General features: G+C 70.9%; 16 protein-coding genes and 3 pseudogenes. 5 read left to right on the top strand and 14 right to left on the bottom strand.

All coding sequences use genetic code 11. The features are described 5' to 3' along the window. Positions 1-10: 10 nt before the first annotated feature. The 12 genes and pseudogenes from LNW71_RS31915 to LNW71_RS31975 form a co-directional block, all read right to left on the bottom strand. The gene (locus LNW71_RS31915) at positions 11-1138 is read right to left on the bottom strand and encodes a polysaccharide lyase family 8 super-sandwich domain-containing protein (RefSeq protein WP_250972225.1); all 1128 of its coding nucleotides are present in this window, start codon (positions 1136-1138) and stop codon (positions 11-13) included. A 195-nt stretch (positions 1139-1333) separates the two neighbouring features. Further along, positions 1334-2502 (bottom strand): annotated as a pseudogene (locus LNW71_RS31925) (hyaluronate lyase); the annotation flags it as partial. Then, on the bottom strand, positions 2459-3619 hold the full coding sequence (locus LNW71_RS31930; protein WP_250971355.1) for an SGNH/GDSL hydrolase family protein: 1161 nt from the start codon (positions 3617-3619) through the stop codon (positions 2459-2461). The pseudogene LNW71_RS31925 and the gene LNW71_RS31930, both read right to left, overlap by 44 nt. Next, entirely contained in the window at positions 3607-3954 is a 348-nt protein-coding gene (locus tag LNW71_RS31935) for a right-handed parallel beta-helix repeat-containing protein (protein WP_374119478.1), read from the bottom strand. The genes LNW71_RS31930 and LNW71_RS31935 overlap by 13 nt, the downstream gene beginning before the upstream one ends. Then, entirely contained in the window at positions 3951-4685 is a 735-nt protein-coding gene (locus LNW71_RS31940) for a DUF1565 domain-containing protein (RefSeq protein WP_250971356.1), read from the bottom strand. The genes LNW71_RS31935 and LNW71_RS31940 overlap by 4 nt, the downstream gene beginning before the upstream one ends. Continuing rightward, on the bottom strand, positions 4682-5284 hold the full coding sequence (locus LNW71_RS31945; RefSeq protein ID WP_250971357.1) for a DUF624 domain-containing protein: 603 nt from the start codon (positions 5282-5284) through the stop codon (positions 4682-4684). The genes LNW71_RS31940 and LNW71_RS31945 overlap by 4 nt, the downstream gene beginning before the upstream one ends. A gap of 4 nt (positions 5285-5288) precedes the next feature. After that, the gene (locus LNW71_RS31950) at positions 5289-7271 is read right to left on the bottom strand and encodes a heparinase II/III-family protein (RefSeq protein WP_250971358.1); all 1983 of its coding nucleotides are present in this window, start codon (positions 7269-7271) and stop codon (positions 5289-5291) included. 3 nt (positions 7272-7274) lie between these two features. Further along, on the bottom strand, positions 7275-9062 hold the full coding sequence (locus tag LNW71_RS31955) for a heparinase II/III family protein (RefSeq protein ID WP_250971359.1): 1788 nt from the start codon (positions 9060-9062) through the stop codon (positions 7275-7277). Next, positions 9050-9814, bottom strand: coding sequence for an SDR family NAD(P)-dependent oxidoreductase (locus LNW71_RS31960; protein WP_250971360.1), 765 nt, complete (start codon positions 9812-9814; stop codon positions 9050-9052). Before LNW71_RS31960 ends, LNW71_RS31955 begins: the two co-directional genes overlap by 13 nt. Before the next feature lie 44 nt (positions 9815-9858). Further along, on the bottom strand, positions 9859-10782 hold the full coding sequence (locus LNW71_RS31965; RefSeq protein ID WP_250971361.1) for a carbohydrate ABC transporter permease: 924 nt from the start codon (positions 10780-10782) through the stop codon (positions 9859-9861). Beyond that, a complete protein-coding gene (locus LNW71_RS31970) occupies positions 10769-11611 on the bottom strand; it encodes a carbohydrate ABC transporter permease (protein WP_250971362.1) in 843 nt (280 codons plus the stop codon). The genes LNW71_RS31965 and LNW71_RS31970 overlap by 14 nt, the downstream gene beginning before the upstream one ends. A gap of 138 nt (positions 11612-11749) precedes the next feature. Then, complete coding sequence (locus LNW71_RS31975) at positions 11750-13018, bottom strand: ABC transporter substrate-binding protein (protein ID WP_250971363.1); 1269 nt, start codon at positions 13016-13018, stop codon at positions 11750-11752. Positions 13019-13244: 226 nt separating this feature from the next. On the opposite strand from LNW71_RS31975, the gene LNW71_RS31980 reads away from it, so the two are divergent. Further along, complete coding sequence (locus tag LNW71_RS31980) at positions 13245-14357, top strand: LacI family DNA-binding transcriptional regulator (RefSeq protein ID WP_250971364.1); 1113 nt, start codon at positions 13245-13247, stop codon at positions 14355-14357. A gap of 110 nt (positions 14358-14467) precedes the next feature. On the opposite strand, the gene LNW71_RS31985 is transcribed toward LNW71_RS31980, so the two are convergent. Continuing rightward, a complete protein-coding gene (locus LNW71_RS31985; RefSeq protein WP_374119479.1) occupies positions 14468-15850 on the bottom strand; it encodes an endo-1,4-beta-xylanase in 1383 nt (460 codons plus the stop codon). A gap of 520 nt (positions 15851-16370) precedes the next feature. Between LNW71_RS31985 and LNW71_RS31990 the strand changes: the two genes are divergently transcribed. Continuing rightward, on the top strand, positions 16371-16808 hold the full coding sequence (locus LNW71_RS31990) for a VOC family protein (protein WP_250971365.1): 438 nt from the start codon (positions 16371-16373) through the stop codon (positions 16806-16808). A 113-nt stretch (positions 16809-16921) separates the two neighbouring features. Then, entirely contained in the window at positions 16922-17578 is a 657-nt protein-coding gene (locus tag LNW71_RS31995; protein ID WP_250971366.1) for a maleylpyruvate isomerase N-terminal domain-containing protein, read from the top strand. A 62-nt stretch (positions 17579-17640) separates the two neighbouring features. On the opposite strand, the pseudogene LNW71_RS32000 reads toward LNW71_RS31995, so the two are convergent. Then, positions 17641-19490 (bottom strand): annotated as a pseudogene (locus LNW71_RS32000) (serine hydrolase). A 183-nt stretch (positions 19491-19673) separates the two neighbouring features. Between LNW71_RS32000 and LNW71_RS32005 the strand changes: the two are divergent. Together LNW71_RS32005 and LNW71_RS32010 are read left to right on the top strand one after the other, a co-directional pair. Beyond that, positions 19674-20783 carry a nitronate monooxygenase family protein gene (locus tag LNW71_RS32005; protein WP_250971367.1) on the top strand — a complete coding sequence of 370 codons (1110 nt, stop codon included), beginning with the start codon at positions 19674-19676 and terminating at the stop codon, positions 20781-20783. Further along, positions 20780-22329: pseudogene (locus LNW71_RS32010) on the top strand (acyl-CoA synthetase). The gene LNW71_RS32005 and the pseudogene LNW71_RS32010 overlap by 4 nt, the downstream one beginning before the upstream one ends. Positions 22330-22351: the final 22 nt, after the last annotated feature.

Raw genomic sequence — 22351 nt, forward strand, 5'->3', positions numbered from 1 at the left:
CAGCAAGGGTCTAGCTCCTCTTCAGGGTGAGGTTGAGGGTCGCACCGTGGCGTCCACCCGTGTCGGCGGTGATCCGGATGCCGCTGCCGGCCGGCGCGACGCCGATGCCCGGGTCCGCGGAGACGACACTCAGTCCCCGCAGCGCCAGGTCGAGTACGACGGCGGACCGCAGCTGGGTCGGGTCCGACACGGAGAGGGTCACGGTCTTGCCCTCGGGCCGTACGAGGACCGAGGCCGGCCCGTCGGCGCTGAGCTCCTGCGCGGTGCCCGCGGTCCAGAAGTTCGCGGCGAGCAGTCCGTCCGCGCAGCGGCGTACCGCGTGCACGGCCGTGGAGTCCGCGACCAGTGTCACCGGCGGCGCGGACGACCACTGCTTCGTACGCTCGGCGGACGCCGCCGGGGCCTGCAGCCAGAAGTAGCCCGCCCCGCTCGGTGCGGTGCCGTGGTCCTGCCACAGCGTCAGATACGGGCGGGTGACGGAGGTGTCGGTGCCGTACTTGAGGTTGATCTCGCGCCAGGTCGCGGTCCGGTCCTCGCGCAGGCCGTGCAGCGTGGCGGGCTCCGGGAAGACATAGCCGCCGGTCCCGGCGAGGTGCAGCCACCGCACCCCGTCGAGCTGCGCCGACCAGCCGGTGTCCGCGGGGACCGCGGCGCCGTTGACGAGCAGGGCCGCCTTCGGGTCCCGCAGCTTGCGGTTCTCCACGACGGTCTCGGCGGTGCCCGCTTCGGCGGTGATGCCCGAGCCGACACAGGCGATGACGTCGTCCAGGCAGAACCAGCTCTTCAGCCCGTGCAGCGAACTGCCGTACGCCCGCAGCTCCATGCCGTACGCTCCGAGCGTCGCCCCTGGCAGTGCGGTGCCGCCCGCCCAGTCGGAGGTGCTGGTGGTGCGCTGTCCCGCGGCGTCGGCGGGCCGGCCCGCCAGGACGGTGGTGCCGGCCAGCCGCGTCGGGTCGACCGTCGGCCAGTAGTCCTCGCTGTAGTGCCCGAGGTCGTCCGTGTAGAGGAGCACCATGCCGTCGGAGAGGTGCCAGGCGTGCAGGTTCTCGTTCTGGATGGACTCGTAGTTGTAGATCCGGGACGAGTACGCGGAGATGCCGAGTGCGAACGAGGGCCGGTGATGGGCCGCCTTGTCCATCCTGGGGTGCTGCTTGTGGGCGACCAGCGGACCGCGCGCCGGCACCGGCGAGGCGATGACGTTCCTGGCCGCGACGAGCGAGGCGAGATCGGTGACGGCGAGGAAGTCCCGGTAGGTGTCCTCGGCGATCCACTGCTTGACCAGCGCGGTGAACCGGTCTGCGGTCTCGCCCGGAAAGCTCGGGATGAGCCGTACCACCGCCTCGATGACCGTCTGCGCCGAGACATGGCCCTGCTTGCTCGGACGGGCGATCTCGCGCCCGCACACCGACGCCATCACATCGCCGCGCGCCAGCAGCGGGTCGAAGCCCTCGTCGACCCAGCTGCGGACGTTGTCGAGGTCGGGGTCGGTGACCGTCCACGCCGTCCCGCGAGGAGGTTCAGCAGCCGGGAGAGGTTGTTGAGGAGCTCCTTGCCGTAGCCGCCGTTGTACGGGTGCTTGTAGTGCTGGAGGAAGGAGCCGTCGGAGTAGAAACCCTCGCCCGTGCCCTCGGCCGCCGCGCTCGCGTCGTTGAACGCCAGGACGCTGTTGGCGCCCGAACCCTCGACGTCCGAAAGAGCGTCACGGACGCGGACGAGGTCCTCGCCGCTGTCGCGGAGCACGGCGCCCACGGCGACGACCGTGGAGATCCACACCCGGTTGGCGCCGGTGGCGATCTGCCGGTCGGCCCGCCAGAGGTTCGGGTCGGGGGTGTAGTGCCGGACGGCCGCGGTGATCCGGGCGAGCCGCTCGGCGCCGAGCGCGTCGTACAGCAGCACCGTCGCGTCGTTGAGCGCGAGGGCGGACCCGATCTCCCAGTCCCAGTCGTTGTCGAACCGGGTGTGCTCCGGTCCGTAGCGGTTCGTCAGCATCCAGTCGATGCCCGCCAGCAGCAGATCGCGCAGCGCCGTGTCGCCGTGCTGCTCGGTGCCGGGGACGGCCCAGGCGGTCGCGACGGTGGCGAGCCGCTTGAACGAGGTCGTGACGTGGTTGGAGAGCGTGGTGCTGGTCAGGTCCGGGAACAGCCCGTCGGTACGGGACGGGTCCAGGCCCTTGGCGGCGGTGGTCGCGGCCTTCCCGGTCCGGGCCACGGCGGCGGCGATCTGCGGGTCCGTGAGGTCGAGGCCGGGGCCGCCGGTGAGCAGTGTGTGCCACCTGGTGCGCAGGGAGGCGGCGTCGTCGACGGGGGCGTCCCCGGCCGCGGCACGCGCGGTGCCCGCCGCGAGTGTGAGCGGCAGGGCGGCGGCCGCACCGAGCGCCGGCGCACCGGCGAGCACGGTGCGCCGGGTGGTGATACCGCCGGTGGTGCCTCGGGTGGTGCCTGGGTTCATGGTGCGGCCCTCACAGAAGGTGTCGGCGGTCGACGGCCGCGGCGAGCGCCGCATGGCCGGAAGGATTGGGGTGGAGTCCGTCGCCGCTGTCGTACGCGGGCAGCAGCCGCTCCGGGTGTGCCGGGTCGCGCAGGGCCGCGTCGAAGTCGGCCACGGCGTCGAAGACCCGGCCGGTCCGCACCGCGGCGTTGATCCGCTGCCGCACCGTCTCCAGCTCGGGCGTCCAGCGGGTCCAGCCCCCGAACGGGGCGATGGTCGCGCCGACCGCCCGCAGCCCGGCGTCACGGGCGCGCAGCACCAGCTGCCGGTAGCCGGCCAGGACGAGTGCCGGATCGGTCTGGCTCGGCGGCTGCTGGAGGTCGTTGACCCCGAGGTGGACCAGGACCGTACGCAGCCCGGGGAGGGACAGCACGTCGCGGTCGAAGCGGGCCTGTCCGCCCGGCCCGAACCGGGCGTCGTCCAGCAGCACCCGGTTGCCGCTGATCCCCAGATCGGCGACCGCGGCACCGGGCAGGCGCCGGGCCAGCTGGTCGGGCCAGCGCAGATCGGCGTCGTCGGGCGTGCCGACGCCCTCCGCGATGGAGTCGCCGAGCACCGCGATCACCGGCCCGTGCGCACCGGTCACCTCGACGCCCGTCAGCAGGAACACCGAGGTGGTGCGCTCCCCGTCGACGTCGTGCGAGGCATGGGTGTTGCGGTGGAAGGACAACGGGCCCGTGGGGCCTGGCAGTTCGGTGCGAACCGTCAGCAGGGAGGCCTCGGCGGCCCGCAGGCCCGCGACCGCGTCACTGGTCAGCGAGGCGCCCGCGGCGAGCCACGCCTGCCGCTGCCCGCCGAAGGTCACGGGCCTGCCGCCCGCGGTCACCGGGCCGATCAGGACCGGCGCCGTTCCGAAGGCGTGCCCGTAGCGCAGCCGGACCTGTCCGCCGGCCGACAGCCGTACGTGCGCGGTGAACGTGCCGTCGGTCAGCCCGGCGCTCGCCACCGGGTCGGTGGCGGTCGGCGCGGTCTGCGCGGTCGCCCACGAGGCCGTCCAGCGCGAGCGGCGTGCGCCGCCGGATGATCCCTCGGCGGCCTGCGCGCCCGGCGCCGCCACCGCGACAGCTGCCAGCCCGGCCGCCGCGGTCAGTACCCCGCGTCTCGCGGGCCCCCGCTCGCTCACTGGGGGCACGCGCCGGTCGGGTCGTACGCGCTGCCGTAGGTGCCCAGCGCGTCGCCGCCGGTGTTCCCGCTCATCGTGTTGGTGCAGACGGGGCCCTGCGGGGTGCGCATGAACTTGATGCCGCCGCCGGCGTTGTCCGTGATGGTGTTGCCGTAGACGGCGGTGCCGGTGCCGTCGGTGGCGGTGTCACCGCCGAGCCGGATGCCCGCGCCGACGTTGTCGTGAATGGTGTTGTAGCGGAAGATGTTGCCGCTGCCGCGCGCGTCGAGCCCGCCCGAGCTCGGGTCCTGCTGGCCGCTGCAGTCGTTGTACTCGACGTAGTTGGCGGTCGAGTTCTCCTTCACGTCGACGCACTCGTTGCCCTGGGTGGCGATCGCGTTGTGGTGGATGCGGTTGTTCCGGCTGACGTCGGCAGCCGCGTCCGGAGCGCCGTTCGCGCCCTGCTGCTCGGGGCGGTGCCGAGGTAGATGCCCTCGCCGTTCTTGCCGCCGCCGCCGAACCTGAAGTCGGCGACGCCGCAGTTGGTGATGGTGTTCTCCGAGATGTCCGCGCCGGTCACCAGATAGCGCACCCGCAGACATTCGTCCGCCGCGTTCTTGAGGGTCATCCCGGTGATGTGCAGAGCGCCCACCCCGTTCCCAGGAGTCGTGCTCATGACATATATGAGCTTGAGGCGGTACCCCGACACGTCGGTGGACGACCCGTACAGCCCGTCCACCGTGAAGCCGCTCAGCGTCGTCGAGTCGTGCTGCACCTGAATGATCCGGGCGTCGCCGGCCCCCTTCACCACGGCGTTCGACGGACCGGTGATCGTGACGCCGGCGCGCTTGGTCACGACATCCTGCTGGTAGGTCCCGGCGGCGAGGTTCACCACCGCACCCGTGGGCGCCAGATCGACCGCCTTCTGGATGGTGGCGAACGGCGAGCCCGCCGACGTACCGGAGTCGGCGTCGCTGCCGGACGGCGACACGTAGTAGGCGGTGGCGGCCGCAGCGGCCACCGACGGCGGGGGAAAGGCGAGCGGGGCGCCGACCGCGAGCGCGGCGACGAGGGCGGTGCGCAGTGCGTGGCTCATGGGGTGTGCCTCCTGGGATCAGCGAAGGACAGAGCGAGCAGTACGGGAATGCTCGGGCCGAGAAGCAGTGGCCCCAGCGGTACGACGAGGGAGAGCAGCACGGCGGAGACCACCGCGCCGAGCAGGGCGGTGCCCCGGGCGGCCGAGCCGAAGCCCAGCGCCAGCGCGCCCCGGGTCCAGGCGCGGACGGAGCCGCCCGGCGCCCGGCCCGCCTCGGCCGCGAGCGCCACGTGGTGGATGACCAGGGCGGCCGCGATGCCTACCTGGGCGGCGAGCAGCACGAAGGTCCAGGGCTCCGAACGGCCGAGCAGATGGACGGTGTTGGCGGTCAGCACGGCCGCCGCCGCCGTGGAGGCGAGGCCGTGCCGCCACAGGGCACGCCAGTACCGCGGGAAGGACGTGAACGCGTTGCTGAAGCAGTGGCTGTCCCCCTCGGCGCGCCACCGCTGGAGCCCGTGCGCCATCGCGGCGAGCGCGGGCAGCCAGGTCACCACGCCCAGCGACAGCACGACGAACGCGGCCCCGGCGGCGGCCGGGTAGGCCACGAACTCCAGCCGCCGCAGCAGCGTCGGCCAGCCGGACGAGAGGGTTGCCTGCATGGGGTCAGCCGACCTTTCCTGTGTACGGTTGCGGCACGTCGAGGACCACTTCGCCCTCCAGCTCCAGCCGGGTGGCCGCCACCACGTACGGGGCGCCGTCCCCGCTGAGCAGCACGGCCGCGGCGTCGGCGCGGACACCGGCGGTACGGATCCGGCGGGCGACGGGGGAGAGCAGCACGGTCTCCCCGCCGAAGGCCACTCCGTGGCCCTGCGCGCAGGCGACCTGCGATCCGCTGCCGGCCGCCGCACCCGGCGTGATCGCCGTGAGGAACAGGCCCTTGGCCGACCGCTCCGCCGTCGAACGCAGCGTGTGCAGGGTGCGGGTGAGACTCAGTTCCGGCGTGCTGGACGTCGGATTGGCCACCACCTCGGTGACCTCGCAGACGACGGACGCGTCGGTCGGCGCGAACTGCCGCACCACCGCCGACGCCGCCCCGGACCGGATCAGCCGGCCGCCGTCGGGCAGCGCCTCGGTGGGCCGGTCGGTCTGCAGCAGGAACGTCCACTCCCGCGCGGTCTCCGCCTCGGCGAGATCCAGCAGCACCAGCCGCCCGGACGGGGTGAACACCAGGGTCCGGTCGAGCCGTCGCACCCCGAGCCCGGGGTCGTACATCGCGGCGATCTCCGCCGTGGCGTGCGCCCAGCCGCAGTCCGGCGCGACGAGCACATCGCGCTGCCTGGCCTGCCGCTCGAAGGGGATGTCCCGGTAGACGTGGTACCGGTCCTCGTCCGCATACCCCTGCCCGTCGACCAGCAGCAGATTGTGGTGCGCGGCCCGCTTGCGGTTGCTGTAGCCCTCGTCCACCGCGAGGAACTCACCCTGCGAGACCAGCACGAAGGAACCCGAATCGGGATGGTGATGCCCCTGGTTGAGGGTCTCCCAGCCCTGCTCCGCCCGGTGCTTGTGCGCCGTCTCCCACGCCCGGTGGCCACCACCGGGGCTGGCCTTGAACGACACGAGGGTGGCGTCGTCGTCCCAGCCCGTGCGCGCGGCCAGCAGGCCCAGGTCGGGGAAGAACGCCCGGGTCTCGGTGGGCCGGGCCGCCGGCACCGACGGGTCGTACCAGAGGTATTCGAGGTACGCCTCCGGCAGGATCCCCGGCCGTACCCCGCTCTCGGCCGCCTCCTGCCACAGCAGCTCGCCCGACGCCAGATCGCCCATCCACTGGGCCTCCGGGATTCCGTACTGGGCACCGAGGCGGTAGTAGAGACCGGCACTGTGGCCGCTGCGCCGGTCATGACAGTCGCCGTGGTCGACGTTGAAGGCGAAACCGGGCGCGGTCTGGTGCAGCCGGTAGCGGAAGGTGCCGGACATGAAACCGCCGCGGTCCCACCAGTCGATGCCCTCCGCCTCCTTGAGGAGGTCCAGGTGGACGGCGAGGAAGGGCACGCCGTAGCGCCAGTACACGACACCCTCGGCATGCGAGCCGTCCTCCGGCATCAGGTCGAGCACCGTGCCGAGGTTGTCTCTGGCGCGCTCGGTCCACTCCTCCTTGCCCAGCACGTACCCGGCCGTCGCCAGACCCGCGTAGCAGATCCAGTTGTGGTTCTGCCAGTACGACGACGACCACCAGCGGCCCTCGCTCGCCACCGCGAACTCGTACATCCGCCGCCCCTGGAGCAGCAGTTTGTACCGCAGCAGCGCCCGCACCCCGTCCGGCAGGTCGTCGCCGGTCCACTTGTACGCGAGCGCCAGGTGGTGCAGCAGCCAGCCGGCGTCCAGGTCGTGGTCCGGCATATGGGCCTTGCCCCAGTGCGGCAGCCGCACCGCGGCCTCGATCCAGCGCCGGCTCTCCGCCAGGTGGGCCGGATCGCCACCGACCCGGTAGGCCAGTGCCGGGTTGGAGGCCGCGGGGCCCAGCCAGGTGATGCTGGCCAGGGGATGTGTGCGGGGCGGCGTCAGCCCGCGATGCCGGGCTGCCTCCTCGTACAGCCGCTTCTCCTGTGCGGGGCGCGGTCCGGGCGGCGGGGTCGCCGAGAGCAACAAGAGTCAGTCCTCCGATCGGAACCGTGCGGTGGTGCCGTCGGCGAGACGGACCGTCAGCCCGTCGCCGTCCAGCTGTACGTCGGTCACGGCAGGGCCGGCCGACGCGGCCTGGTACACCGAGGCGAAGGTGACCCGGTCGGTGACCGCGGTGAAGTCGACCCGGGTACGCACGCGCTGCGGGTCGTCCGCCGGGCCGGGGCCCGGCCCGCTCACCGGGCGCACCGGCACCCCGGCACGGTGCGTGTGCCAGCCGTGCAGGGTCTCGTCGCCGTACCAGGTGGTGCGCACCGGGCCCGCGGCCTGCACCTGCACGTCCAGCGCGGTGCCCGGACGCAGCTGCGCGGTGAGGCGCCGGGCCTCCCCGGCGGTCACGGTCAGCAGGTCCACCAGGAAGCCGTCGCCCGCCACGATCCGCCGGACCCCGCGCACACCCTCGTACGCGGTGGTCACCTCGGCGGTGACGGAGCAGTCGTCCGAGGCGAGCAGCGCCCCGGTGCACTCGGCCTGTTCGCCGTCGTCCACCCGGAACGCCGGGTGCGCCTCGGTCGACGCGTACAGATCACGGAACTCGGCGTGGGCGTACGGCACCTGCCCGGGGTCGGGCTGCCACGGCGTCGTGTCGCCGTAGAGATAAAGGGACAACTTGTCCCGGTGGCCGTGCGAGCCGCCGTGCGGACCGAAGTCCAGCAGCGCGTGGATGCCCGCGACGCGCAGCACCGCGTAGCCCGTCGCGCCGAACACCGTGAGCGCACCGGGCGCCGGGCGCTCTGCCAGCGGCGGCCCGGCGAACCAGCCGCCCAGCTCCCGGTCGAGACCGTCGTCCGCGTCACCGAGCTCGGCACGAGCCCGCCCGGCCACCGCTTCCAGCGCCGCTGACGGCACCAACTGCTGTGCCAGCGCCACCAGTTCGAGCCACTCCAGCGCCAGCGGGCGGCGCAGGTAGGGACCGTCGTGCAGCGCGGGCAGGATGCCGCCCCGCGTCGCGATGGCCGCCAGCACATCCGTCATCCCGGCCAGCACACCCACCACGTCGGCCGGTACGGCCTTCGGATCGGTGCCCCGCAGGGCCAGCAGCGCCGCCCGCAGGACGAACCCGTGGTAGTAGGTGCTGCCCTCCCACTCCCAGCCGTCCTCGGCGACGGCGACCCGCAGGTGGGCGTACAGACCGTGCTCGCCCTCCAGCCACTCCTTGCCGCCGTCCCACGCCTGCCCGCGCGCCGCGGCGGCGCCGCGACCGGCGGCCACCCCGGCGGCGTTGAGCCACGCGGTGTAGTTCGAGGCGAGCTGTCCCTTCCCGGTCAGCACGTCCCGGGCGTCCAGCGCCGCCCGCTCCAGCGCGTCGAGCAGCGGCAGCACCCCGGCCAGATCATCCGTGCCGCGCTCGGCGAGCGTGAGGACGGCGTGCCCGATGTTCACCGCCCAGATCGCGTCGGTCAGCGCCTGGTGGAACAGCCGGCCGCGCAGCATCCAGCCCTGCGCCTCGCCGTGCTGCGCGGTGGCCAGCTCCTCGTACAGACCGGCGTACTCGACCAGCCGCGCCACCGCCTCGGCGCGCTCGCCGCGGTGGGCGAGCACCCGCAGGTGGCGCGCCCACGCCTGGTGCGACAGCACCAGCCAGGCGCCGCGCACCGCCTCGTTGTCCACCCGGCAGCCGTACGCGCAGCGCGCGCCGCCCTCGGGGAACACCCCGGCGAGCACATCGCCGTGGTCCAGCTCCACACCGTGCGCGGGGCACACGTACGCATGCCACCACCCGCCGCGCTCCCGGGCGATCCGCCTCAACGGGGCCACACGCCACCGTCGATGTCCACCGTGGTGGCGGTCAGGAAGCCGGACGCGGGTGACGCCAGGTGGACCACGGCCGAGGCGACGTCCTGCGGCGTGCCGGCCCGGCCCACCGGGATGCCCGCCTCCATGGCCTGCTGCGCCTGCGGCGCGGTGAAGGTGTCGTGGAAGGCGGTGCCCTTGATGAAGCCGGGAGCCACGGCGTTGACCGTGATGCCGCTGCCGCCGAGCTCCTTGGCGAGACCCTTGGTGAAGCCCACGATTCCGGCCTTGGCGGCCGCGTAGGCGACCGAGCCGGGGCCACCGCCGTTGTGCGCGGCCAGCGAGGACATGGTGATGACGCGCCCGGCCGAGGACTTCGTCAGATGCGGCAGGGCTGCCCGCACGGTACGGAACGTCGAGGTCAGATTGGTCGAGATGACCTGCTCGAAGTGGTCGTCGGACATCTCGGCGATCTTCGTCCGGCCGATCAGGTGGCCCGCGTTGCAGACCAGGACGTCCAGACCGCCGAGGAATCCGGTGGCCTCCTCGACAAAGCGGTCCACCTCCGCCGTCACCGTCACATCGGCCTGGAAGGCCTTCGCCCGCCTGCCCAGCGCCTCGATCTCGGAGACCGTCTTCGCGGCCTCGTCGGCGGAGGAGTGGTAGTGCACGGCGACATCGGCGCCGGCCTCGGCGAGGGCTACGGCGATGGCGCGGCCGATGCCGTGGCCCGATCCGGTCACCAGCGCGCGGGAGCCTTGGAGATCAGCAGACATGGGGGGAAACCTTTCGATAACCGGTCGCTGAGGACCGGGACCGGTCACTTGAGACCGGCGGTTGCGAAGCCCTGCACGAAATAGCGCTGGCCGATGAGGAAGAGAACGACCATGGGGAGGGTGGCGAGCGTGGTGCCGGCCATCAGGAAGTGCCACTGGGTGCCGTTCTCCGTCTTGAAGACGGAGAGCCCCACCTGGATGACCCGCAGACTGTCCGTCCGGGTCACCAGCAGCGGCCAGAGGAAGTTGTTCCACGAGGACTCGAAGGTCAGCAGCGCCACCGTGGTGAGCGCGGGCTTGACCTGCGGCGTCATGATCCGGGCGTAGATCCGGAATTCGCCCAGTCCGTCCAGCCGGGCCGCCTCCTCCAGTTCCACCGGCAGGTCCAGATAGAACTGCCGGAAGAGGAAGACGGCGAACGGGGTGACGGCGCCGGGCACGATCAGCGCCCACCAGGAGTCCAGCCAGCCGCTGCCGCCCTGGCCGAAGAGGTCGTTGCCGCCGGCCAGCGGCATGAAGCGGACGATCAGGAACTCGGGGAGCACCTTGGTGTACGTCGGGATCATCAGCGCCGCGATGAAGAGGTAGAAGATGACGTCACTGCCCCGGAACCTGATCCGGGCCAGCGCGTACCCCGCCATCGACGCCACCAGGACGTTGATGAGCGTGTGACTGAACGCGATGATGAAGCTGTTGCGGGCGTACGTGGCGAAGGGCGCGGCCTTCAGCGCGTCGATGTAGTTGCTGAACTCCCAGTGCTCCGGCAGGAGTCCCGCGTCCTGCGACGCGATCTCCACCGGTGTCTTGAGCGAGGTCAGCACCATCCAGATGAACGGCACCATCATCAGCAGCGAGATGACGGACAGCGTCACATAGAGCGCGATCCGGCCGGCGGAGAGCGGCTTTCCCTTCGCGGTGGGGCGGGGCGTGTGCCCGGCCCCGGGCTTGTGCAGCTCAGCTGTGGCCACGGGTGCCTCCCATGATCCGCCGGTTGACCAGGGTGAAGCCCATCAGCAGGACGAACAGCACCAGGGACTGGGCGCAGGCGTAGCCGACGCGGAACTCCCGGAAGGCGGACTTGTAGATCTCATACGTCATCATCGTGGTGCTGTTGGCGGGTCCGCCGTCGGTGAGGATGTAGATCTGGTCGAACGACTGGAACGCGCTGATCATCGAGGTGATGAGCACGAAGAACGTCGCGGGCTTCAGCAGCGGCAGGGTGATCGAGAAGAACTGCCGCACCTTGGACGCGCCGTCCACCGAGGCCGCTTCGTACAGTTCCTTCGGCAGGGACTGCAGAGCGGCCAGGTAGATGAGCATCTTCATGCCGATGCCCTGCCAGATGCCGACCAGGATCACCGAGGGCATCGCCCACGAGGTCGAGGCCAGCCAGGCCGGTCCGTTGATGCCGACGAGCGACAGCAGGGTGTTGAACAGCCCGTTGCCCGGGTTGTAGATCCACAGCCAGACCAGGGCGATCGCGACCGTGGCGGTGACCTGGGGCAGGAAGATCGCGGTGCGGAAGATGCCCCGCGCCTTCAGCCCGGTGTGCAGTGCCAGGGCCATCAGCAGCCCCAGCGCCATGCCGAACGGCACGGTGAAGAAGGTGTAGATGACGGTGTTGACGATGGACTTGCGGAACACCGCGTCGTCCAGCATGTCCCGGAAGTTGTCCAGGCCCACGAACTGCGGTGCCGTCAGCACGTCGTACTTCGTGAAGGCCAGGACCACCGAGGCCACGACCGGCAGACCGATCCAGAGGGACGCGTGCAGCAGGGCGGGCGCCACCATCAGCATGCCGGCCCGCTGCCTTCGGCGTCCGGGTCCGGTCGGGGTCCGGCGTGAGCGCCGTGTCGCCGGCGCGCTCTTCTCAGGCGGGGAAGGCGGCCCCGCGGGCCGTGCCTTCAGTACGGATACAGCTCCCACAGTGACGCCTCACATCCGGCCGATGGCGGCCTCGGCGAGACGGCCGAGTTCCGCGATGGCATCCTTCGCGGACTGGCCGCCCACGATCGCGGGCTCCAGCGTCGGCTTGATCTTCTCGCGGATCTCCATCCAGGCCGCGGTGCCGCCCTCCGAGAAGGCGTCGCCCATGCTCTGCAGGGAGAGGTCGACGAACTCGTTCTCCTTCACGTAGCCGGTGTCGCTGAGGTCCTTGAGCCCGGGCACGGAACCACGCTGCTCGGCCGCGCCCAGGATCGACTCCGGGGTCGCGAGGTACTCGACCAGCGCACGGGCGGCCGCCGGGTGCTTGGAACTCGCCGACTGGGTGACCAGCGTGCCGCCCTGGAGCATCGCCGGCCGGCGGTTGGCCAGCACGAAGGCGCCGAGCTTGTCGTCCTTCAGCAGTTCCGGGTTCTGCTCGCCGACCTGCACCCACAGGGCGCTGGTCGTCATCATCATCGACGCCTTGCCCGTCTGGACGTTCGAAGGGGCCCCGGCGTCCGTCTTCTTCGCGTAGGAGGCGGAGCCGTCCTTGACCAGGTCCTTGAAGAACTGCAGCGCCTCGACGCCCCGGTTGTCGGTGAACAACACCTTCTTGCCGTCGGCGCTGAAGAGCTGCCCGCCGTTGGCGAACAGGAAGGTCTCCCAACACTGGCGCAGATCAATGGAAAACGGGTCGAAACCTATCCGGCCGTCCTTCGTCAACTGCTTCGAGACGGCCCGGAGCTCCGCCCAGTTGGCCGGTGTCTTCTTGATGCCGGCCTCGGCGAAGTGGTCCTTGCGGTAAACGACGATGCGGGTGTCGAGAACCACCGGCAGTGCGTAGAGCTTGCCGTCGTAGCGCGACGGCTCCAGCACCCGCTTCTCGTACTCGTGCGCGGTGGCGAACTTCTCGGGCAGCGGGGCGATGGCCTTCTTGGCCGCGAACGGCGGGATCCAGCCGACGCCCATCATCAGCACGTCGGGCAGCAGGCCGCCGGCCAGACCGGTGGTGATCTTCTCGTTGAGCTGCGCATACGTGGTGTAGTCCACGTTCACCTTGACGTCCGGATACTTCTTCCGGAAGCCGCCGAGGATCTTCTTCTCCAACAGCGTCTTGCCGTCGGCGCCTTCGTAGATCGGGGTGAGCAGGGTGATCTCGCCCTCGGCGGGACCATCGGCGGAGCCGGCCGCCGTGGAGCCGGTGCCGCAGCCGGAGAGCGCGGCCGCAGCCGTACCGGCGCCGATGGCAGCGAGCAGCGACCGTCGTTTGAGTTCCATTGGGCACCCCTTTCGAGGTGGAGGCAGTGGATCGATCCAGCGATGGCAACCCGGCCACAGCTGGGAAGAGCTGGTAAATCGATGCACTGAGACTAAGAACGCTCGAAGAGCCGCGTCAACAGCTGATGCACAACAATTTTCGAGGAAGTTAACGGGTGTACCGGTGAAGAGAGTTCAGTAAATCGGTACACTAGGCTGGCTGAACACGTTCCGAACCGGAGGTGGCATGAGCGGGGTAACGATCCATCAGGTCGCGGCGGCTGCGGGTGTCTCCGCAAGCACCGTGTCGAACGTCCTCAACGGACGTACGGACCGTATGCAGGCGGCGACCCTGGCCCGCGTGGAGCGGGTGATCGAGCAGCTCAGCTACCGGCCCAACCGCGCGGCCCGGATGCTGCGCACCGGCCGGATCAAGGTCATCGGCCTGATCGTGCCGTCCGTCGCCAACCCCTTCTGGGGTGCGCTCGCCCGGGAGCTGGAGGCCATCGCACTCGCCGAGGGCTACCACGTACTGCTCTGCAACAGCGAGCGGGACCCGGCCCGCGAGCTCAAGTACGGAGAGGAGCTGCTGGCCGACGGGGTGAGCGGAGTGGTGCTCTGTTCCTCGCTGCCCTCGCTCGACCATGTGGCGCCACTGCTGGCCCGCGGCCTGAAGATGGTCGCCTTCGACCGCACCGCCCAGGCCGGAGACCCGCCGTCGCTGGCCTCCATCAGCGTCGACAACGCGATGGGCGCCGAGCTCGCCACCCGCCACCTGCTCGAACTGGGGCATCGCCGGCTGGCGTTCGTCTCCGGGTCGGTCAACAGCGTCAACCGTCGCGAGCGGCTGCGCGGCTTCCGGGCCGCGCTGGAGTCGGCGGGCCTGGACCCGGCCGACGCGATTGTCTGGCCGGGCGCCGACACCGCCGAGTTCGGCGACAAGGACGCCGCCGAACTGGGCCGCAACGCCGCCCGCGAACTCCTCAGCGGACCGCGCCCGCCCACCGCGTTCGTCGCCATCAACGACATGTGCGCGATCGGGATCTGCCGGGGTGCGAAGGACGCCGGCCGCAGCGCGGGCCAGGACGTCTCCGTGGTCGGGTTCGACGACATCCTGCTCGCCGACCTCTTCGAGCCGCCGCTCACCACGGTCCGCCAGCCGCTGCCGGAGATGGCCGCCGAGACGTTCCAGCAGCTGCGGGCGAGGATCGACTCGGCGCCGGTCGCCGGACGGTCGCTCCTGATCAGGCCGAGGCTCGTCGTACGGGAGTCGACCGCGCCCGCCCCTGTCGACGCGGTGGTGCCGGGTAGCCGGGTGCGCACCGCTGAACCGGCTACCCGGACGGGGGCGGTTCGCTGACCGGGGTACGGCAGGTGCGAGGACGCCGCCCATGAGGCGGTGCCCTCGCACCGGTGACCGGACGGACGTCCGGGGGCCGCCGCGCGGCCGAGCCCCGGACCGCCCGCGGGTCAGGAGGTGGTGCAGGCGCCGATGACGGGCGCCGAGGTGTTGCCGTTCGTCATAACGGTGAACCCGAAGGACGTCGAGGCACCGGCGGCCAGGTTTCCGTTGCCGTTGGACTTCATGGTCATCACGTTGCCGCTGCCGTCCCAGGACGGGGTGCCGTTCCAGGTGGTGGTGATCTTCTGCGGGGACGTCACCGTGACCGGAACCGTCCAGTTGCTGATCGCGGAACTCCCCGCCTTCACCGTCACCTGCCCGTTGAACCGGTCGCCCCAGGTGTTCGTCGTGCTGTACGTGGCCGTGCACGATCCGCTCGTGCCGCCGCCCCCGCCGCCGGTGCCGCCCAGCGCCGTGAGTACCGCGGTGTACGCCGCCTTCTTGCCGTAGTTGTCGTCGAACAGCAGCGGGGTGCCGCTGCTGCGCCACGAGTACTTGTCCGGGATGCCCCACACCGTCATGCCGGCACAGCGCGTCACGGCCAGGCAGGCGTTCACGACCTTGGTGTAGTTCGCGGCCTGCGCCGACCCGGAACCCTCGATGTCCAGTTCGGTGACCTGCACGTCGACACCGAGATCCGCGAAGCGCTGCAGATTGGCCTGGTAGTCGGCGGGGACGGGGGAGTTGCTGTTGAAGTGCGACTGGAAGCCGACGCAGTCGATCGGCACACCACGCTGCTTGAAGTCCTTCACCATGGCGTAGACCGCGTTGCTCTTCGCGTTCTGCCCGTCGGTGTTGTAGTCGTTGTAACAGAGCTTGGCGCCGGAGTCGGCGGCGCGAGCGGTGCGGAAGGCCTCCTCGATGTAGCCGCTGCCGAGCTTGTCCTGGAACGGCGAGCTGCGGCGGGCCCCGCTGCCGCCGTCCTGGTACGCCTCGTTGACGACGTCCCAGGCGTAGATCTTGCCCTTGTAGTGGTCCATCACCTTGGTGATGTGGTTGTTCATCGCCGAGCGCAGGTCGTCGGCGCCCAGTCCGCCGACCCAGCCGGGCAACTGCGAGTACCACACCAGGGTGTGGCCGCGGACCTTCATGCCCTTGCCCTGGGCGTGGCTGACGATCTGGTCCGCCGAACCGAAGTTGAAGCTGTTGCGGGAGGCCTCGACGGCATCCCACTTCATCTCGTTCTCGGGCGTCACCATGTTGAACTCGGTGTCCAGGGTGGAGGCGTACGCGGACTCGCCCAGGTGATTGGCGGCGACGGCGGCGCCGAAGTAGCGGCCCTTGGCGGCGGCCGAGGCGCCGAGAGTGGTCGCCGCGTCGGCGGTACCCGCCAGTGACAGGACGCCGGCGGCGGTGAGAAGTCCCGCCGTGACGAGGGTGAATGCCCTTCGGGACCGGGAGCGCAGCGGCGGGCGTACGGGTTCTCTGCCGAGTGGGGAATTGACGAGCACTTTCCAACACCTTCTTCCGGTTGGTCGGGTGGCGCAGGGAGCGAGGGAGAGTATGCGCGCGCCGGAAAGCCTCGTCAACGCCACATTTCCGAAATATTTCGAGGATATGAACCGCTCGACTGCTATGCAATATTTGCCTGACCTGCATGTATCTGCGATCTGTTTACTGCGTCCGAGGTGAGTGGTGGGACGCATGCACACATTCGCGTCGGAGAGTTACGAAAGTATTCCGAAAGCTGTGTCGATCTGCCTGCGGCCTGATGGTCGCAATTGCAGAACGCATCCATGGGATGTGTTGCTGACCTGGTGGTTCGCTCTCCTCTCCATCGTTGTGCGGGATTTGCGGCCCGAAATTCTGGGGGATCGGTATCGAAATATTTCGACCCGGAAAAACTTCTGGACCCGCCTGCGGGCTCACGGCCCCGATGCCCCGGAACGCGCGGCGGCGGGCGCGACGGGCGTGGCACGATCGGTCCATCCGGCGCCGGCCGAGGCGTGGGGAACGCGGGCAGGGGAGAGCATGTCCACACGGTGGAGTCTGACGATCGACTGCGAGCAGCCCGCGCGGCTGGCGCAGTTCTGGGCGCTGGCCCTGGGATACGTGGAGAAGCCGCCGCCGGCGGGCTTCGGCAGCTGGGAGGAGTGGTTCGCCCACTACGAGGTCCCGGAGACGGAATGGGACGACGGCGCCTACCTCTCCGACCCGGACGGCGTGGGCCCCAGCCTCTCCTTCATGAAGGTGCCCGAGACGAAGTCGGTGAAGAACCGCCTGCATCTGGACGTACAGGCCGGTGGTGGCCGGGAGGTGCCGTGGGAGGTGCGGTGGCCGCGTGTGCTCGATGCGCTCGGACGGCTGACCGCCGCCGGGGCGACGCTGCTTCGCGAGCACGAGGCGCAGGGGAAGCCCGATCACCTTGAGATGGCGGACCCGGAAGGCAACGAGTTCTGCCTGGTCTGAGCCGGTGCGGGGATGGTGCGGGCCGGCTCATTTCCGGGCGCGGCTGAGGGGTGCCTGCGACGAGCGGGTGAAATGGTGCGGAACGCGGGCCGGAACACTGTTAGTTTGCGGCGGTGGATCTCTTCTCACGCTCCTGGACGGCGTTGCGCACAGCGGTCGCCGAGCTCAGGGACGAGGACTTCGCGCAGCCGTCCGGGTGTACCGGCTGGCTCGTGCGGGACCTGGTGTGTCACCTGGTGATCGACGCCCAGGACGTCCTGATCACGCTCGTCACCCCCACCGCGACGGCGCCGACCCGCGACGCGGTGACCTACTGGCACGTCGCCGGTACGCCACCGACCGGCGACGACCCGCTCGACGCCCTGACCGTCAGGCTGGCCGCCGCGTACGAGGAGCCGGGGCTGCTCAAGTTCCACCTCGACGACGTCGGTTCCGCCGCCGGCCGGGCCGCCGGGCTCGCCGACCCGGGGCTGCGCGTGGCCACCCAGGACATGGTCCTCACGGCGGGCGACTACCTCTGCGCGTACGTCCTGGAGTGGACGCTGCACCACCTCGATCTGATCGCGCACCTCCCGGACGTGGCGGGCCCGCCGGCGGAGGGGCTCGCCCGGACCCGCGAGATGCTGGAGAGGATCGCCGGGGCCGCGTTCCCCGCGTCGTTCAGCGACGAGGACGCGCTGCTGATCGGCACCGGACGGCGCGCCCCCACCGAAGCGGAGACGGCCGGACTGGGCGAGTTGGCCGGCAGGCTTCCGCTGATCCTCGGCTGACCGGTCCGCCGGGCGGGAGGGGGAGGGCCCGCGGCCGCACACCCCGCCCCTCCCGCCCCGCGTCAGTCGGCCGAAGCGGTCCAGCCGTTCGCCTCGATGCGGCGGGCGTCGCCCGGCCTGGCCTCGTCGAAGACCGTACGGTTGCCGTCCTCGACCCGGATGGCGTCCACGTACACCCCGCGCCCCACGTACAGCTGGTCCGTGGCGTACCGCCAGCGCAGCCGTAGCTCCGCCCCGTGCCAGGCCGACAGGTCGGCGTCCAGCCGGTGCCAGACCCGGCCCGACCAGCCGGACGCCGAACCGGCCGGGTGCGGTTCGGGCTGGGGCCGTTGGTTCTGCGGGGTCGGCAGGGTGGTGAAGGGGACCGGCTGCCAGTCGGTCCCGCCGTCCGCCGAGCCCTCCAGGAAGAGGAAGTCGGACCCCGGCTCGGTGTCCCACCACAGGGCGCAGCTCAGCCGGGCCCGCGAGGACGCGAGTGTCAGCGGCGGGAGCGCCAGCGTGGCCGAGGAGGCCCCGGTCATGCCGGAGAACCATGCCGTACGGCCCCGGGCGGGCCGGACCGCGACGGCGCGCGCCAGCTGGTTCGCGGTGGCGACGCGCGGCGCACTGCCGGAACGCCAGTTGCGCACCGGGTGCACCGAGTTGCCCAGCACGATCAGGAACGAGTCGGTCGTCGGGTCCAGGACCAGGCTGGTGCCCGTGAAGCCGGTGTGGCCGGCCGTGCGCGGGGTGGCCATCGCGCCCATGTACCAGTGCTGGTAGAGCTCGAAGCCGAGGCCGTGCGCGTCACCGGGGAACGCGGTGTTGAAGTCGGTGAACAGCAGGTCCACCGATTCGGCGGAGAGGATCCTCGCCCGCCCGTAGACCCCGCCGTTGAGGAGCGTGCGGGCGAGGATCGCCAGGTCCCAGGCGCAGGAGAAGACGCCCGCGTGGCCGGCGACCCCGTCGAGGCTGTAAGCGTTCTCGTCGTGCACCTCGCCCCAGACCAGTCCGCGGTCCAGTCCGGACCACGGCAGCCGGGCGTCCTCGGTCGCGGCGATCTTCGGCTTCCAGGAGGCCGGCGGGTTGTAGCGGGTGCGCTGCATCCCGAGCGGAGCGGTGATCTGCTCGCGCAGCAGTACGTCCTCGGTGCGGCCGGTGATCTTCTCCAGCACCAGCTGCAGCGAGATCAGGTTGAGGTCGGAGTAGAGGTACACCGTGCCGGGCGGGCTCGCCGGCACCTCGTTCCACAGGAGTTCCAGCTTTCCCTGCCGGGTCGGTGCCTTGTAGAGCGGGATCCAGGCGCGGAACCCCGAGGTGTGCGTGAGCAGCTGACGGATGGTGATGTCCTGCTTGCCGCCGCCGGCGAAGTCGGGGAGGTAGGAGGCCACGGTCGCCTCCAGCTCCAGCCTGCCGCGCTCGATCTGCTGCACGGCGAGGATCGAGGTGAACAGCTTCGACACCGATGCCAGGTCGAAGACGGTGTCCTCGGCCATGGCGATCTGCTGCTCCGGCGGGAACTCCACACCGGTGTCGGTCTTCTCGTCGTACGCCGCGTAACGCACCGCCTTGCCGATCGGCCGGTGCAGCGCGACCGTCCCGCCCCGCCCGCGAGCAGTACCGCACCCGCGTACCAGGGGTGCTTGGGGGAGTCGGCGAGATATCTCTCCGCCTCGACGACCAGCTGGTCGAGCGGCTCCTGGAGCAGCCCGGCGCGGGCGGCGGACCCGCGCCGCAGCGTGGGCCGGCTCTGCCCGGACGGCGACCCCGCCGCGGTCCCTGTGCGCATACCCGACGACCCCGCCCCCGACTCCGTGGCAGACGCCCGCTCCGCGAACGGAATCGGCGCCAGGGCGAGTGCTCCGCCCAGGGCCAGCATCCCACCGCCCAGCCTGCGCCGGCTGATCCCCTCGCCCGACGTGTCCTCGGTCATCCGGAACCCCTTCCCACTGCGTGAAAGTAACTTTCGAAATCTCTTCCGACATTGAAACTTCCTGCCGAGGCAGAGGGTACTGGCACCCTCCGCCGCCCCGGAGGCCCCGGGAGCCACAAAGAATCTGACACTGCATCAGAAAAGCTCTTCCCTCGGCTGTCCGACTGCGGCATCCTGCCGCCCATGGAGACGGAGCTGAGCAAGAAACTGGGGATCGAGCACGCCATCTTCGGCTTCACGCCGTTCCCCGCGGTGGCCGCGGCCATCACCAGGGCCGGCGGATTCGGCGTACTCGGAGCGGTCCGCTACACCGCCCCCGACGACCTCGCACGCGACCTCGACTGGATGCAGGAGCACACCGACGGCAGGCCCTACGGCCTCGATGTCGTCATGCCCGCGAAGAAGGTGGAGGGGGTGAGCGAGGCCGATGTCGAGGCGATGATCCCGGCCGGACACCGGCAGTTCGTCCAGGAGACCCTCGCCAAACACGGCGTCCCGGGGCTCGCCGCGGGCGAGGCCTCCGGCTGGCGCATCACCGGCTGGATGGAGGAGGTCGCCCGCAACCAGCTCGACGTCGCGTTCGGCTACCCCATCGGGCTGCTCGCCAACGCGCTGGGCTCACCGCCCGCCGACGTCATCGCCCGCGCGCACGACCAGGACGTGCTCGTCGCCGCCCTCGCCGGCAGCGCCCGGCACGCCCGGCACCACGCGGACGCGGGCATCGACGTCGTCGTCGCCCAGGGTTACGAAGCCGGCGGCCACACCGGGGAGATCGCCTCCATGGTGCTGGTCCCGGACGTCGTCGACGCCGTCGGCCCGCTCCCCGTCCTCGCCGCGGGCGGCATCGGCAGCGGCGAGCAGATCGCCGCCGGACTCGCCCTCGGCGCCCAGGGCGTCTGGCTCGGCTCCCTCTGGCTCACCACCGAGGAGGCCGACCTGCACTCCCGCGCGCTGACCGCCAAACTCCTCGCCGCGGGATCCGGCGACACCGTGCGCTCGCGCGCCCTCACCGGCAAGCCCGCGCGCCAGCTGCGTACCGAATGGACCGATGCCTGGGACGACCCGTCGGGCCCCGGCACCCTGCCCATGCCGCTCCAGGGCCTCCTGGTGGCCGAGGCCGTATCCCGTATCCAGAAGTACGAGACGGGCGCACTGCTCGGTACCCCCGTCGGCCAGATCGTCGGCCGGATGAACACCGAACGCAGCGTGCAGGCCGTCTTCGACGACCTGACCCGGGGCTTCGAACGTGCCGTGGACCGGATCAACCGCATCGCCGGACGGAGCACCGAATGAACCAGCCGCCCAACGGCTTCTGGGCCCAGGCCACCGCCGACCCCGACCGCACCGTCCTGATCGCACCCGACGGCGAGACCTGGACGGCCGGAAGGCTGCACGCCGACGCCAACCGGATGGTCCACGGACTGCGCGCGGCGGGTCTGGAGGAGGGCGACGCCTTCGCCGTCGTGCTGCCCAACGGCGCCGAGTTCCTCACCGCCTACCTCGCCGCCTCCCAGGCCGGGTTCTACCTCGTCCCCGTCAACCACCACCTGGTCGGCCCGGAGATCGCCTGGATCGTCGCCGACTCCGGCGCCAAGGTGCTCATCGCCCACGAACGCTTCACGGCGGCCGCGACCGCCGCCGCCGACGAGGCGGAACTGCCCGCGAGCCACCGCTACGGCGTCGGCCCGGTCGCCGGCTTCCGCCCGTACGCCGACCTGCTGGAGAACCGGCCGGTCTCACCCCCGGGGGCCGCACCCTCGGCTGGGTCATGAACTACACCTCCGGCACCACCGGCCGGCCGCGCGGCATCCGGCGCCCGCTGTCCGGAAAGCTCCCCGAGGAGACCTACCTCGGCGGCTTCCTCGGCATCTTCGGCATCAAGCCGTTCGACGGGAACGTCCATCTCGTCTGTTCGCCGCTCTACCACACCGCGGTCCTGCAGTTCGCGGGAGCCGCCCTGCACATCGGTCACCCGCTGGTCCTGATGGACAAGTGGTCGCCCGAGGAGATGCTGCGGGCCATGGACACCCACCGCTGCACCCACACACACATGGTCCCCACCCAGTTCCACCGGCTCCTCGCCCTCCCCGACGAGGTGAAGCAGCGGTACGACGTCTCCGCGATGCGTCACGCCGTTCACGGCGCGGCCCCCTGCCCCGACCACGTAAAACGCGCCATGATCGACTGGTGGGGCCGGTGTGTGGAGGAGTACTACGCGGCCAGCGAGGGCGGCGGCGCCTTCGCCACCGCCGAGGACTGGCTGAAGAAGCCGGGCACCGTCGGCCGGGCGTGGCCGATCAGCGAACTCGCGGTCTTCGACGACGACGGCGAACGCCTCCCGCCGGGCGAACTCGGCACCGTCTACATGAAGATGAGCACCGGCGGTTTCAGCTACCACAAGGACGAGGGCAAGACGCGGAAGAACCGCATCGGGGACTTCTTCACCGTGGGCGACCTGGGCATCCTCGACGAGGAAGGCTATCTCTTCCTCCGCGACCGCAAGATCGACATGATCATCTCGGGCGGGGTCAACATCTACCCCGCCGAGATCGAGAGCGCCCTGCTCGCCCACCCCGCGGTCGCCGACGCCGCCGTCTTCGGCATCCCGCACGCCGACTGGGGCGAGGAGGTCAGAGCAGTCGTCGAACCCGCCGATGGACACGAGGCGGGCGACGCCCTCGCCGCCGAGATCCTCGGACACTGCGCCGGGCAACTCGCCGGCTACAAACGCCCCAAGACCCTCGGCTTCATCACGACGATGCCCCGCGACCCCAACGGCAAGCTGTACAAACGGCGGTTGCGCGACCCGTACTGGGAGGGGCACCACAAGGCCGTGTGAAGGATCTGCCCCTGAACCGGCA

The sequence above is a fragment of the Streptomyces sp. RKAG290 genome (genome assembly GCF_023701695.1).
Lineage (GTDB): Bacteria > Actinomycetota > Actinomycetes > Streptomycetales > Streptomycetaceae > Streptomyces.

Coding starts and splice junctions, on each gene's coding strand:
- LNW71_RS31915 (WP_250972225.1), bottom strand. CDS start 1,138: ATGGACAAGGCGGCCCATCACCGGCCCTCGTTCGCACTCGGCATCTCC.
- LNW71_RS31940 (WP_250971356.1), bottom strand. CDS start 4,685: ATGAGCCACGCACTGCGCACCGCCCTCGTCGCCGCGCTCGCGGTCGGC.
- LNW71_RS31945 (WP_250971357.1), bottom strand. CDS start 5,284: ATGCAGGCAACCCTCTCGTCCGGCTGGCCGACGCTGCTGCGGCGGCTG.
- LNW71_RS31960 (WP_250971360.1), bottom strand. CDS start 9,814: ATGTCTGCTGATCTCCAAGGCTCCCGCGCGCTGGTGACCGGATCGGGC.
- LNW71_RS31970 (WP_250971362.1), bottom strand. CDS start 11,611: ATGCTGATGGTGGCGCCCGCCCTGCTGCACGCGTCCCTCTGGATCGGT.
- LNW71_RS31975 (WP_250971363.1), bottom strand. CDS start 13,018: ATGGAACTCAAACGACGGTCGCTGCTCGCTGCCATCGGCGCCGGTACG.
- LNW71_RS31980 (WP_250971364.1), top strand. CDS start 13,245: ATGAGCGGGGTAACGATCCATCAGGTCGCGGCGGCTGCGGGTGTCTCC.
- LNW71_RS31990 (WP_250971365.1), top strand. CDS start 16,371: ATGTCCACACGGTGGAGTCTGACGATCGACTGCGAGCAGCCCGCGCGG.
- LNW71_RS32005 (WP_250971367.1), top strand. CDS start 19,674: ATGGAGACGGAGCTGAGCAAGAAACTGGGGATCGAGCACGCCATCTTC.